The organism is Enterococcus sp. DIV0008 (assembly GCF_050542615.1).
In the GTDB taxonomy this organism is placed as follows: domain Bacteria; phylum Bacillota; class Bacilli; order Lactobacillales; family Enterococcaceae; genus Enterococcus_D; species Enterococcus_D innesii.
Map to the genome: position 1 here is coordinate 3,259,504 of NZ_CP172937.1, position 14,984 is coordinate 3,274,487.

Consider the following 14,984-nt stretch of genomic DNA (forward strand, 5'->3'; position numbering starts at 1 on the left):
CCTATTCACCCCTTTTTTCTCATTATCAAAACATATTCAGTATTCATTGATTTAACTGCATGATTTTTCACTTTTGAAACTTTTCTAGGCATTCGTTTTGATGGGATATTTCTCATAACTTCTAACTCAAAAGTAAAATTTTGTTTTTCAAGAAACTCTCTAGTAATTTCAGTCAATGGAAGAACTTGATTATCCACTCTTCTGTTTCCTAAAGTTAAAACCATATATTTATCTGGTTTTAACTTTGATTTCAAACTAGAAAAAACTTCTAAATAATCGTTTACAAAACACCTAACTTTTTTCCTTTTTCGCTCATCTATTTTAGCCAAATAATCTTCAAGTATATGAGATGAATAATCAAAAGTATTATTTGATCTCTTTTTATTTCCACCCAAACTAGCAGAATCAATACTTGAATAATTTTCTATAAGACTCTCATCAAATACTCCCAAGTCTCTTCTATCTATCCAATAAATAGGTAACATAGAATACTGACCATAAGTTACAGTAGTAGCGTTATCTCCATAGGGTGGTGATGTACAGATTATATCAATACTGTTATCCTCAATTTCACCAATTAGATTTGCTGTATCTCCAATAAATAAAGAAACCTGTCTCTCTCTAGAAAAATCAGGTAAGAATTTGTATGACGTTTTGATATTATATAAAAAATCATGAATTACATTATTTCTTATCCCTTGAATATTTTCATCAGTTTTAACGTGTAATTTAAATGTGGAAGTTCGCGTATTACTGTATCTCTTTATACAATTTATTAGGCAAACCCAATAATACTGTCTAATATTTTTATATTTCTCCAATTGAATTGCAGCACGAATCTTACTCAAACTTTCAATAATATCATTTCTGAACCATTTATTAATATTAGTAAATTCATGTAAAGTAAATTCAAATTCATCATTATCTAATATTTTTTCCATTTTATTAAGTGATATTATTAAACTTTTTTTGCTTACCCCTTGAAGTTTTACTCTAGTGATCAAATTGGCTAACGGATTAATATCAAATCCAATAGGATTTAATCCTAAACTTGCACCTTCAACTAATGTTACTCCTGATCCATGGAAGGGGTCTAATATATTTTTAATTGTATGATCTTCTTCCATAACTGATTTGATTAATTCTTTTTGCATATCGGGAACCATAGTTGCTGGATACGCACTTATCTTGTGTATTCCAATTGATTTTGAATCTGCAAAATCCCAATAACCAATGCTTTTTCTTTCCAAAATTTTTTTTATAGTCAATTTTACACCTTCCAATTTGAAAACTCTCAAAATAATATACTGGAGAAATAGATTTATTCAATATGTACAGATTTAATATTGATATATGTGCATCTCTACAAAGCCAAATGCTCTAAGATTATATAGTAGTTGTTATAAAGAATTCTATCTTACTTTAGTATCTAAATCCAATGCTTTTTTATGAATACAAAATATCGATTAATTTGAAATCTTTAGTTTAATAAACCTTTTTCCTAATATACAATAAACTTTAGTTACCTTTCTCTACCTGAATTATATCAAGTTTGTACAAACAACTAACGGACAAAATTTCTCTCTGTTTCAAGTCTTGATACATTTCAAAATGTATAAAATATAGGAAGTAATTATCGTTAATGAACTACTCTTTGATACCTTATCTTATGCTAATTTATTATAGAAGTTTGATCCATTTAATAATGATGCTATGGGATTAAGTTGCTACTACTATAAACCTTTAATTGAACACACCTCTATTATCACTTCTACTTATAGATTAGAATTATTTTATTCAAAGACGATGACAACTAATAAGAACTTGGATTTTCGCATTGATTATTTTAAGCAATTAGCCAGAAGAATTGGATTAGTTTTATCTATAATGAAATAACTTTTAGAAACTGCGTTTCATGATGAAGGTGAAGATCGACTTATTTTAGATAATTATACTAAAGAACCAAATTCTTTTTTAGAAGAAGTTGGAGGAGAAGAGGTATTTCGGAATGAGCAAACTAAAACATTTACAAAAATGCCCCTAACACATTTTCAAAAACAAACGTCACTAAGTCGATCAAAACAATCAATGATATTTTAAAAGGCAATTAGGAAATCGTCTATCTTTTATCTTCTCGCATTACCTACTACTCTAAAAAATTTAAAAGTTCCTAAATTATTTATCTATAGATTATTTAAATAGATATTGTACTGTTTCTGCCTTCGTAAATTTTGTATGACTAAAACAGGATCTCTATTGTTGATTATATACTTTTTTCGAGAACTTAGATAGACTGATTATTTAAGGACACCTGAGTAATAAAAATCAAAACCTCTCTTCTCATAATCCAAAGATCCCTTCGCATTCGAATTACTTCTTTTTAAAACCATCGTAACATAAGAAACAAAACCAATTGTAACTACTAAAATACTTGATACAAGAATAGCTGAAAACTGCATTACAAAAATTTGAATAATATTTACCACTTACTATCTAACAAACACAATAAATAAAGTACCAATTGAATTAATACAGAAAAGGCGACGGCTAAATCTGTAAACAGAGTTGCTGCGTAGTTAAAAAATAGACTTTATATGCTTATTCTACTTTTCATAACACCGACTCCCTTGGTACGTTCTATATTATTGATATGTACACCCACTCCAATCATAATAATAGCAACAATTATTCCTTGTAAGAATATGTCGAATAATAGACCTTTAATTATTTTAATAAATGCAATAAACAACACTAAAATATTCCCTTGAGAAAAACCGACATGTCTATTTATGCAATTTATTTCACTAAAAAACTTTACTTTATGTTCTTTATCTATCGGTTGTGAAATCAAGTAAGAAATAACTTATTATAATTGATTTTTAAATAATTTTTCCAACGCTGAAGTATCCATAAAGGAATTGTTATCGTCAGACTGATATTGGAGGGTACAAAAATTGTTATCGTGAATTCACCATAAATATTTCCTTCGCTTGTTTCCTCGCAATATCTACCATTAGATCTTTATTTGAAAAAGAACTAATATTAAAAAGATAGTTATTTTGAGAATATGTATTCTCAAAATAAAAAACACCCTCCAAAAGGAGAGTGCTTTGAAATCTTCGATAAAAAGATTAACGTTTTGAAAACTGTGAAGCTTTACGAGCTTTCTTAAGACCTGGTTTCTTACGTTCAACCATACGTGCGTCACGAGTAAGTAAGCCAGCACGTTTAAGAGCTAAACGGAAATCAGGATCAACTTGTAACAATGCGCGTGCGATACCGTGACGGATTGCACCAGATTGTCCAGCGTATCCACCACCATTTACGTTTACAAAAACATCGTATGAACCTTTAGTTTCTGTAACGCCGAATGGTTGGTTGATTACTTCACGCAAGTCTGCGTGTGGGATGTATTCTTCAACATCTTTTTTGTTAACAGTAATTTTACCAGTACCTGGTACTAAACGTACGCGGGCTACTGCATTTTTACGACGGCCAGTGCCGATATATTGAGCTTGTGCCAATGAAATTCCCTCCTATTAGATTAAGTTTGTGATGTCCAATACTTCTGGTTGTTGTGCAGCATGTGGGTGTTCAGCGCCAGCATAAACATGAAGTTTCATTCCTTGTTTACGGCCTAAAGTGTTTTTAGGAAGCATGCCTTTTACAGAAGTTTCGATCAAACGACGAGAATTTTTAGCACGTAATTCTCCAGCAGAGACTGATTTCAATCCTCCTGGGAAGTTTGAATGACGGTAATAAATTTTATCGCTTGCTTTGTTACCTGTTAATTTGATTTTTTCTGCATTAATGACGATTACGAAATCGCCTGTATCCACATGAGGTGTGAATGTTGGTTTATTTTTACCACGTAAGACAGATGCTACTACTGCTGAAAGACGACCCATAGGAACATCTGTTGCATCTACTACGTACCATTTACGTTCTACTTCGCCTGGTTTGGCCATATATGTTGTACGCACAATTTTTTCCTCCAATTCAATTTCACGAATGTTTGACATACACTTGAGTTTCCGGGGCTCTTGTGGGGCAAACAATACCATATAACATAATACCTTCTATAAAGCCTAATGTCAACGTAATTCCGCCTCTTTTTGAAAATTTTCTCCATTCATTTTCTGCCATTTTCTCTGAAAAACGAAACTTGTTGTTGCAGGCTTCTAAAACTGAATAGCTTTATGAATATCATGTATAAACTTTCATTAATAAAGTGAGCATCCACTTCTTTTCCTTAACCATCGATAATAGTATAAAAACCTGATAATCACCATTTTTATGTATAAATATTTAATTTTGCCCTTGATTTATTATTTTTATTCTGATAAGATAGCTTCAATCACTTGAAAACATGTGGAAAAGGAGTTAATAAGTATGAAAGAAAAAGTAATATTGGCCTATTCTGGAGGATTAGATACCTCCGTTTCAATTAAATGGTTAACGGACCAAGGATATGATGTGGTGGCTTGCTGCCTAGATATCGGTGAAGGTCGCGATACCCAATCCATTAAAGACAAAGCTTTGGCAGTTGGCGCGATTGAATCTTATGCCATCGATGCCCGCGAAGAATTCGCCCAAGATTTTGCTTTGATCGCTTTACAAGGCAATACTTTTTATGAAAATTCTTATCCTCTTGTTTCCGCTTTGTCTCGTCCATTGATCGCTAAGAAATTGGTGGAGTTGGCATTAGCGACTGGCGCAACGACCGTCGCCCACGGCTGTACTGGTAAAGGCAACGACCAAGTTCGGTTTGAAGTGGCGATCGCTGCTTTAGCGCCTCACTTGAAAGTCATCGCACCGGTTCGGGAATGGAAATGGTCCCGAGAAGAAGAAATTGCCTATGCAGCGGAAAAAGGAGTGCCGATTCCCGCTGACTTGGACAATCCATATTCCATCGACCAAAACTTGTGGGGACGTGCCTGTGAGTGCGGCGTCTTAGAAGATCCTTGGGCAACACCGCCAAAAGGAGCCTACGCCATCACGCAAGAATTAGAAGATACTCCTGACGTACCAACGATCGTTGAGATCACTTTTGATCAAGGGGTACCGACCGCCATTGATGGCGAGACGATGAATCTAGCAGAATTGATCATGAAACTGAACCGGATGGCTGGCGAGCATGGCATTGGTCGGATCGACCATATCGAAAATCGTCTGGTGGGGATCAAATCACGGGAAGTTTATGAATGTCCAGGAGCGATCGCTTTGATGACGGCTCATAAAGAATTGGAAGATTTGGTCTTTGTACGGGAATTGGCGCATTTCAAACCAATCATCGAGCAGCAATTAGCGCAAGTCATCTATGATGGTCTTTGGTTCAATCCATTGACGGAAGCCTTGATTACCTTCCTGAAAAGCACGCAAGTCTACGTCAACGGGATCGTGCGTTTGAAATTGTTCAAAGGCAACGTCATCTGTGAAGGACGGAAATCTGAAAACAGCTTGTACGATGAAAACTTAGCAACGTATACTTCTGCAGATACCTTTGATCAGCATGCGGCCATCGGCTTCATCAAATTATGGGGACTGCCAAGCAAAGTGCACGCTGAGATCCAAGCACAACAGCAACTAACAGAAACATTGATTTAAGTATGCACGGCTGAAGCTGCCGCTTCAGCCGTAATCTTTTTTTGAGGTGAGAATATGGCAAAATTATGGGGCGGACGTTTCGATGGGAAAAATGAAGCATGGATCGATGCTTTTGGGGCTTCCATCACGTTTGATCAAAAGTTAGCAAAGCAAGACATTCTTGGCAGTTTGGCACATGTCAAAATGCTGGTCCATACGGGCATCATCAGTCAAACCGATGGCGAAGCGATCATTGGCGGCTTGACCACGATTCAACAGCAATTAGCCGCTGGCGAATTGACCTTCACGATTGAAAATGAGGACATCCATTTAAACATCGAGACATTCTTGCATGAATTGATTGGACCCGTGGCAGGCAAATTGCATACTGCCCGTAGTCGTAATGACCAAGTGGCGACCGATATGCATTTGTATTTGAAAGAAGTCGTGCAAGACGTGATCACTTTGATCGCTGAATTGCGAGAAGCGCTGGTTTTACAAGCCGAAGCCAACATCTACACCATCATGCCCGGTTATACCCATCTGCAGCATGCACAGCCGATTTCTTTTGCCCATCACCTCTTAGCCTATTACAGTATGCTGACGCGTGACCAAGAGCGTTTCAGTGAGAGTTTGAGTCGCATCGATGTGATGCCTTTAGGCAGTGCCGCTTTAGCAGGAACTACCTTCCCTATCGATCGTGATTTCACCGCTCAAGAGTTAGGGTTTAGCAATATTTACAGCAACAGCCTAGATGCGGTCAGCGATCGTGATTTTATCTTGGAATTTTTAAGCAACGCCTCTTTATTGATGATGCATCTGTCTCGTTTTTGTGAAGAGCTGATTCTTTGGTGCAGCCACGAGTACCAATTCGTGGAACTGACCGATACCTTCTCCACCGGCAGCTCCATCATGCCTCAAAAGAAAAACCCTGACATGGCGGAGCTGATCCGTGGAAAAACAGGACGTGTCTATGGGAACCTCTTTGGTCTTTTGACGGTCATGAAGGGTTTGCCGCTGGCGTACAACAAAGATTTCCAAGAAGACAAAGAAGGCATGTTTGACAGTGCCGAAACCATCACGAAAAGCTTGCAGATCATGACGGGCATGATCGCAACGATGAAAGTCAATCAAGCACGGATGCAAGAATCCACTGAAAAGGATTTTTCCAACGCAACAGAATTAGCGGATTACTTAGCTGGCAAAGGTGTGCCTTTCCGACAAGCCCATGAGATCGTCGGCAAACTCGTCAGCGAGTGTTTGAGCAAAGGCATCTATCTGCAAGATGTTTCCTTGGAAGAATACCAAGCGATCCATCCTGCCATCGACAGCGATATTTTTGAAAAACTTGACTCCTACACCGCCGTCAAAAATCGTCATTCCTATGGCGGCACCGGTTTTGATCAAGTGGCACAGCAAATTGAAGCCGCCAAAGCATTATTGGCAGGCCAGTAAAAAAACCAGCGAAGAAAATTCTTCGCTGGTTTTTTTGTGGATTAATGACGTACGCGAGATTTCGCTGGATCGATCAATGGCGCTTCGCCTAAGTGCGCTTGGATCATCCAAATACGTTTTTCGATGGCTGTTTTGAAGCCGATGAAGATATCTTGGGTTGGATCGTCGCCTTCTTCACCAGATACTTCGATCCCTTTTTGGTATAAGTCCGCTAAATAACGATAGCCTTCCACCAATGTAGCTAAGCGTTCTGGAATCGTGCGGTCCCAGTTACCCACTTCATCAGGGATTTGAGTGTGTTCTGCCATTTCACGCAAAGTTGAATATGGTGAACCGTCTAATGTAATCAAGCGTTCAGAAACTTCATCCAATTGCTCATTTAGATCATCCATGAATTCGTCCATCATTGGATGCAATGTCAAAAAGCCAGGTCCACGCATGTACCAGTGTGTTTGGTGAACGACCATAGCCATTTGGCTTAAATCAGCAACAAGTTGGTTTAATACTTCTTTTGTTTGTTCAAATTTCATAACGATTCCTCCTCTAAATTATCTATTTTAAGGATAATACGAAACAATTAAAAAGTACAACAAAATCATCTATTTGAGAAAATTTCTCACTCTCTTACGTATTTCTTTATGAGGGGGGACGAAAAATGACGATTTTCGTGTTTTTTTTAGGCGCTTTACTCGGCTTCTTTTGGCTTTTGCTCTTACAAACCCTGTTTTGGAATCTACCAAAAAGTGATTCTCGTTCTCACTACCAGAAAGTGAACAAAGTTTCGGATAACCATTGGTTTCTTCTCCTTCCTACAAGATGGCTTTCACCCCCACTTTATTGGATCTTCGCTTGCATATGCTATGGCGGACTTTGCGGGGTTGCCTTTCGTGCTTCAGAAAGCTTCCTGGCTTTTGTCTGGCTGACCAGTGCCTTTTTACTCAGCTTGACCGACTTGATAGACTATAGCGTCTACCCACAACTGCTGTACCCCGCCCACCTACTGCTAGCGCTGGCACAGTTTAGAAGCGGCGCTTCTTTTCAATGGCTGTCTTTAGGCTTGCTGGTTCCACTGGTCTTTTTTGTCTGGCAGGAAAAAATGGGCGACGGCGATCTCTTAGTGCTGGCAGGCTGGGGCACTTGGCTATCGCCGTCGACACTTTTGGCCCTCTTACTAGTAGCCAGCAGTCTTGGTCTCCTCGCTTTTTTTAGCTATCAAGGCATCTGGAAGAAACGATTGGCGCAGTTGCCCTTCGTTCCCTTCTTGAGTCTTGGTTTGCTGATTGTTCGCTTTCTAGCGTTTCATACTTTTGACGCTTTTTTTTCTTTGAAGTGAAGAAAAATAGGGCAGGAAAAAGCGGGACAAGTTGGCCTCATCCCGCTTTCTCTTTCTGCTCTGTTGCTTCCCCTGCCTATGATAACGGCGTCCGTTTTTTGCGATCAAGGTAGATGCCTACTGCGATCACTACTAACAACAGCCCCAAGACGACCCAACCAGCGGTCGTGGTGTCATTGGTTTTCGGTAAGTTGTCAGTTCCCGGCTTCGTTGTTTTGCCTTCTTTGACACGATTGTTGAATACCATGTCTGCCGTTTGCTCCGCTTCAGCTACTAATTTTCCTGCTTGATCTTTGACTGTGACCGTTACTTGATAAGTGGTTTCATCATAGATAATCGTTGCGTCATTGCCAGCTTTTTCACGAATCGTGTAACGATGTTCCCCAGCATCGTCATACGTCAATGCATCAAAGGTAATATTTCCATTTGCATCATTGCGTTGGGTTTGCAGAACCTTTCCAGCTTCATCCACTAATTCAAATGCGAATTCGTTGGCTTGCAAATCTCTACCCGTCAAGACTTTCTTAGCACTTAGTACGACACTGCCAGCTTGTGGTTGGTAGCTGTTTTCAAAGACTTGATCGCCTTCGTATTCCACCACTGCGGTCAACTGTCCAGCTTCATCGGTGACGGTCACGACTACGGCCAGTTCTTTTGCATCGTAAGTGATGGTACCGTCAGTTCCTGTTTTCTCACGAATGGTGTAGTGGTACTCACCTGTCTCCTCGTAAGAAAGAGCATCAAAGTAGATCTTGCCCGTGGCGTCGTTAGCTTTTGTTTGAAGTACGTTGCCTTCTTCATCGACTAGTTCAAAGTCGAATTCATTTGCTTGTAGTGTACGACCAGTTAAGGTTTTCTCGGCACTTAGAACGACACTGCCAGCTTGTGGTTGGTAGCTGTTTTCAAAGACTTGACTGCCTTCGTATTCCGCCACTGCGGTCAACTGTCCGTCTTCATCAGTGACAGTAACGACTACTGCCAGTTCTTTCGCATCGTACGTGATGGTGTCATCAGTTCCTGTTTTCTCACGAATGGTGTAGTGGTACTCACCTGTTTCATCATAGGCGAGAGCGTCAAAGTAGATCTTGCCCGTTGCATCATTGGCTTTTGTTTGAAGAACAGTTCCGTCTTCATCGACTAGTTCAAAATCGAATTCATTTGCTTGTAAGGTACGACCAGTTAAGACTTTCTCAGCACTCAGTACGACACTACCAGCCTTTGGTTGATAGCTGTTTTCAAAGACTTGATTGCCTTCGTATTCCGCCACTGCCACGAGCTGTCCGTCTTCATCAGTGACGGTAACGACTACTGCCAGTTCTTTTGCATCGTAAGTGATGGTGCCATCAGTTCCTGTTTTCTCACGAATGGTATAGCGGTACTCACCTGTTTCATCGTAAGGGAGCGCGTCAAAGTAGATTTGGCCGGTTGCATCATTGGCTTTTGTTTGAAGTACAGTTCCATCTTCATCCACCAGTTCAAAGGCAAATTCGTCAGCTTGTAAGGTGCGGCCGGTCAAGACTTTCTCGGCACTTAGTACGACACTGCCGGCTTTTGGCGTATAGTCGTTTTCAAAGATCGCATTGCCATCATACGTTGCTTTTGCCACTAGTTGCCCGTCTTCATCGGTGACTTTTACGACAACGCCAATTTCTTTCGTGTCATAGGTAATGGTACTATCTGCGCCAGCTTTTTCCCGAATCGTATAACGGTATTCGCCGACTTCGCCATATGTCAATTCATCGAAATAGATTTGACCATTTACGTCATTGGTTTTCGTCTGCAACACGTTGCCTGCTTCACCGACTAGCTCAAAGGCAAACTCGTTGGCTTCCAGCGTGCGGCCCGTCAATACTTTCTCAGCATTCAGCACCACTCCGCCGGCTTTTGGCGTATAGTCGTTTTCAAAGACTTGGTTACCTTCATATTCGGCAACTGCGGTCAACTGTCCCGCTTCATCCGTCACAGTAACGACTACCGCAAGTTCTTTCGTATCGTAAGTGATGGTGCCATCGTTTCCTGCTTGCTCACGGATGGTGTAGTGGTACTCGCCTGCCTTGTCATATGCAAGAGTATCGAAGGCAATTTGTCCGGTTGCATCATTGGCTTTTGTTTGAAGAATGTTACCTTCTTCATCTACCAGTTCAAATATAAATTCGTCAGCTTGCAACGTGCGGCCTGTCAACACTTTCTCTACATTCAAGACCACACCGCCAGCTTTTGGCGTATAGTCGTTTTCAAAGACTTGGTTGCCTTCATATTCCGCCACTGCGGTCAACTGTCCGTCTTCATCGGTGACGGTCACAACTACCGCTAGTTCTTTCGTATCGTAAGTGATGGTACCGTCAGTTCCTGTCTTCTCACGAATGGTGTAGTGATACTCACCTGTTTCCTCGTAAGGGAGCGCGTCAAAGTAGATCTTGCCAGTGGCGTCATTGGCTTTTGTTTGAAGTACAGTTCCATCTTCATCGACTAGTTCAAAATCGAATTCATTTGCTTGTAAAGTACGACCGGTTAAGACTTTCTCGGCACTTAGTACGACACTGCCGGCTTTTGGCGTATAGTCGTTTTCAAAGACTTGGTTGCCTTCGTATTCGGCAACTGCCACAAGCTGTCCGTCTTCATCGGTGACGGTCACAACTACCGCCAGTTCTTTTGCATCGTAAGTGATGGTGCCGTCAGTTCCTGCTTTCTCACGGATGGTATAGCGGTATTCACCTGCTTTATCGTAAGGAAGAGCGTCAAAGTAGATCTTGCCAGTTGCATCATTGGCTTTTGTTTGAAGTACAGTTCCTGCTTCATTGACTAACTCGAAGTCAAATTCTTCTGCTTTCAAATCACGACCAATCAGTACTTTCTCAGCACTCAAAACGACACTACCGGCTTTTGGCGTATAGTCATTTTCAAAGACTTGATTGCCTTCATAGACTACTTTCGCAATCAACTGGCTGTCTTCTTCCGTGACGGTCACAGTTACCTTTAGTTCCTTGTCAGTATAGGTGATGGTTGGATCGTTGCCGGCTTTTTCCCGAATCGTATAGTGGTACTCGCCAGGCTCGTTGTAAGTGATGGCGTCAAAGGTAACTTGACCGTTACCGTCATTGGTTTGCGTTAAAATCACAGAGCCAGCTTCATCCACCAGGTGGAAAGTAAATTCGCCGTCTTTCAACTCGCGTCCATCAAGCATTTTCTGAACATTCAAGGCAAGGGTTGTTTCTTTGATTTCTCGCTTATTGGCTAGTTCAAAAACATAATTGACTTGCTCATCAGAAATAGTGAAGGTGTACTGAGTCGCATCTCGTTCATATCCTTCTGGTGCGGTGATTTCTTGGATCATGTAATCACCGTAGCGCAGATTGTCGATCCGTTCAATGGCGTTGCCGTTTTCCATGATCTGATTGTTTTTCACCACCAGATTCGACAAGATGACTTCATAGGTGTTTTGCGCATTTTTGCGGCTTAGTTGGAAAACTGCTTCTTCATCGATCCCTCGTTCTTTCGTGCCATCGGCATCGTATTTCACGATCGTCAAGGAGCCGTTCGTCCCAGAAGAGGTTCCGCTACCGTCTGTCGATTTGATGGTAACTTCTTTGGTCACTGTGTGAATTTCGATCTCACTACCCGTCAAATTGACACTATTGGCCACCCGTTCATTGTTCAAAATCCCGGGATCAAGTTGTGTTTGATAAACGATAAAGTACGGTTTATCAATCAATTCTTCAAAAGCGATCACTAACGATTGCGTCCCTGCGACCACATCCGAGGTGATTTTCGGATTGTCTTCGTTGGTGAATGTGACTTTTTCCCCTTTTTCCCAAGTGCCATTGTTTAAGACCGCTTCATACACATCTACGATCACGTTATCGTCGGCATCGCGTAAAAAGGTGTGCTGATTGTAGTTGATGGTATCGGTCACTACCGCATTGTGGATTTTGCGACTGTCCGCGTTGATCATGATTTCCCAATCGAGCAATCGATTGTTCTCGGCATTCTGGCTGCCGTTTTTCATCAACCAGTCCGTTTTCGCAGACTTGTCGACTTGCCCATCAGCCGTCAACGTTGTGTCATTGTCCGTCAATGTAATAGTATTTTTGTAGGTAAATACTTCTTCAGATGCTTCCGTTGCCAAGAAGACCGCCAGTGTTTCTGACGTTTCTTTCAGCAAGGTGATCGTAACTTTCTTCGTGTCAGGGTCATAAGTGTAACTGTAATCCTCGTTTAGCACCAATTGCTCTTTCAGTGCTCTGATTTGTGTCGTATATCCAGTTACCGTGACCGTGTAAAGCGCCAAGTCTTTCAAGGTTTGGCCTTCTTGCAGCTGGTCCGTGATGATTGCATCTTTGTTGATTTTTTCTTTGTACGTATTGAATAGCCCCATCCAATAGACTTGATCGCTTGAAGCAGTCTGCTCATCAAAAATAGTTCCTAGATTCCGACCAAATACAGCGGTAATCGCTTTGGCGACATCTTCCCCTTCACCAATGAATAGGCCATATTTCAAGGCATTTTTTAACCAGTTGGTATCCATCCAAGTATTGGATTCAGAAGCTTCCGTGAACGTATTGCCGGCTTCATCTTTATAATGGACAAACGCTGCATTACTAAACCGGCTGCTAGAACTTCCTAATGCGATCTGCTGTGAAACATCGAAGCTGGTTTTGAAATTAGCAGTGATCGTTGCCGAGGTCGTTTGGTACGCTCCTTGCAACTTGATGCGAAAACCAGTCTCAAGTTCCTTCGTTGAGCCATCGGCTAGCGTTTTCGTTTCGGTGATCAGCTCTAGCGTATAGTCGGTATTGAGCGCTAAAGGCTCGGTCACCCCGCTGGCTGTCACGACTAGCGTATCCGCCAATAAAGCTAAAGCACTGCTGTTTGCACCAGAGATCAATTGATAGCGGTCTTCTATAATCAGGTCGCTAACTTTTTGCTGATTGGTATTGGCTTCAATTTTCCATGCGACAGTCTTCGTTTCATAGTCTTTGGTGCCAGCGGTTTTCACGATACCGATCGTTTTGGTTGGTGTCACTGTCCCACTGCCCGTCAACGAGGTATTTTGATTGTCGCGGATCGAAGCGTAATTGTATATACGTGTATCGGCTAAAACCGATTCATACAACTGGGTGTCGTATTGGATCTTGTAGTAGCCAGCTTTGGCAAACGTGATGCCAAAGCGTACGATTTCTCCCTCTTTGTCCAGCTGGTATGACCCATCAAAGGACCAGTCTCCTGAAGGGACTTGGTTGCCATCTTTGTCTGTGATCACCAAAGTCTCTGGAACAAAAAAGTGCAAGGCTTTTTCAGGATCTGTTCCCGAGTAGGTCTGATCCAAAACTCTGGCTTGATCTTTGTCCAATGTAACGGAAATTTCCCAAGATGCTCGTTTCGTTTCTGGATCGTAGCCTTTAAATCGTTTGTATTCTGATTGTTCATCGTAGGTAACCGTTGCTTCTGCGGTTTTTTCTGTAAAATCGCTACCGTTGATTGTTGCCGTGTTTTTGAAAGAAGAAGCCGTTGGATCGGTGACTGCACTATTGATGACGATTCGAACCGGTTGATTAACCGTTTGATTGAAGGTAAACGTGTTGTTAACACTGTTATACGTATATAAGCCATCGGTACGAATCCATTCATCGGTGGATTCATCGTACAAGTAGCCTGTCGAGGTACTATAAGCTAATCCTTGTGGCATCTTATCGGTAATCACCACATCATGCAATTCACGACTGGTTTGGTTAAAAATAATTTCCCAAACCACTGAACCGCTGGAAGTCACGTTACCAGTCTTAATGATATCGACCTCATAAATAGGCAATGTAATGATGATCTCATGGCCATCTTCATCGTAAATCCCGGTAGGAATGGTCACTTCCTCAGTAACGGTGCTTACACTTAATTCAGTGATCAGATCAATAGTCCCTGAGCGGTTGGAAAGTGTTTGTGCCGCCTCATTAAAAGTAACGGTCAATGTACCATCGAGTGCTAAGGTAAAGCTTCCGATCGATTGTCCGCCGGAACGGGTCAATTCACCACTGACGGTGTTATGAATGGCAAAATAATTCGGCAATTGATACGTATAATAATCACCAGCACGAATTTCTTCCGTATCTGCTAACGACCAGTCAAAATGAATTTTGATATTGTCATTATACATCGGTGGATTTTCGGCAGTGAAAGGCTGATCGTTTAAGTCAGTGATTCGGACATTGTCAAAAAGCTGCACGCCCCGTTCATTCAGGTTGGCACTAAGATTTTCAGCGGTAGCAGAAGCTTCCGTTTCCGTCTCAGCATCTGGTGCTCGGGGTTGAATGCTGTTTTGATTCAGTGTCGAAGATGCTTGGGTTGCTTGACTTTCACTAGGAACGGTTGCTTGTTCTTCTTCTACTTGACTCGTTGCTGACTGAACTGCTCCCGCTGTCGATGAATCCGTAGGTGCTTTTTCCGTATCGATCGTTCCGGTCACAGGTTCAGTACTTTCTAACATTTCGGTCGTTCTTTCGGTGCTTTCGGTTGCGTTGATTGCTTCTGCCAGTATGATCGTTGGTTCACAAAGGATAGAACCAAGCAAGACTAGCAAACATATATAGACAGAAAATTGTTTTTTCATAATTGTTCA

General features: G+C 41.2%; 8 protein-coding genes. 3 read left to right on the plus strand and 5 right to left on the minus strand.

The window, feature by feature from the left end; translation table 11 throughout:
* Positions 1-5: 5 nt before the first annotated feature.
* From IGI84_RS15385 to rplM, 3 genes are all read right to left on the minus strand, one after another.
* On the minus strand, positions 6-1,283 hold the full coding sequence (locus IGI84_RS15385; protein WP_430600537.1) for a DNA methyltransferase: 1,278 nt from the start codon (positions 1,281-1,283) through the stop codon (positions 6-8).
* Between the two features lie 1,848 nt (positions 1,284-3,131).
* A complete protein-coding gene (gene rpsI / locus IGI84_RS15390) occupies positions 3,132-3,524 on the minus strand; it encodes a 30S ribosomal protein S9 (RefSeq protein ID WP_003128901.1) in 393 nt (130 codons plus the stop codon).
* Between the two features lie 15 nt (positions 3,525-3,539).
* Positions 3,540-3,986: a 50S ribosomal protein L13 gene (gene rplM / locus IGI84_RS15395; protein WP_301280258.1), complete on the minus strand. Its 447-nt coding sequence runs from the start codon at positions 3,984-3,986 to the stop codon at positions 3,540-3,542.
* Between the two features lie 406 nt (positions 3,987-4,392).
* On the opposite strand from rplM, the gene IGI84_RS15400 reads away from it, so the two are divergent.
* Both IGI84_RS15400 and argH read left to right on the plus strand, forming a co-directional pair.
* Entirely contained in the window at positions 4,393-5,607 is a 1,215-nt protein-coding gene (locus tag IGI84_RS15400; protein WP_142966870.1) for an argininosuccinate synthase, read from the plus strand.
* A gap of 54 nt (positions 5,608-5,661) precedes the next feature.
* Positions 5,662-7,041: an argininosuccinate lyase gene (gene argH, locus IGI84_RS15405; protein WP_375806922.1), complete on the plus strand. Its 1,380-nt coding sequence runs from the start codon at positions 5,662-5,664 to the stop codon at positions 7,039-7,041.
* Positions 7,042-7,082: 41 nt separating this feature from the next.
* Here argH and IGI84_RS15410 read toward each other — a convergent pair whose 3' ends face one another.
* A complete protein-coding gene (locus tag IGI84_RS15410; protein ID WP_005230382.1) occupies positions 7,083-7,571 on the minus strand; it encodes a Dps family protein in 489 nt (162 codons plus the stop codon).
* 125 nt (positions 7,572-7,696) lie between these two features.
* On the opposite strand from IGI84_RS15410, the gene IGI84_RS15415 reads away from it, so the two are divergent.
* Positions 7,697-8,374: a prepilin peptidase gene (locus tag IGI84_RS15415; protein ID WP_270267107.1), complete on the plus strand. Its 678-nt coding sequence runs from the start codon at positions 7,697-7,699 to the stop codon at positions 8,372-8,374.
* 76 nt (positions 8,375-8,450) lie between these two features.
* Here IGI84_RS15415 and IGI84_RS15420 read toward each other — a convergent pair whose 3' ends face one another.
* Complete coding sequence (locus IGI84_RS15420; RefSeq protein WP_430600540.1) at positions 8,451-14,975, minus strand: Spy0128 family protein; 6,525 nt, start codon at positions 14,973-14,975, stop codon at positions 8,451-8,453.
* Positions 14,976-14,984: the final 9 nt, after the last annotated feature.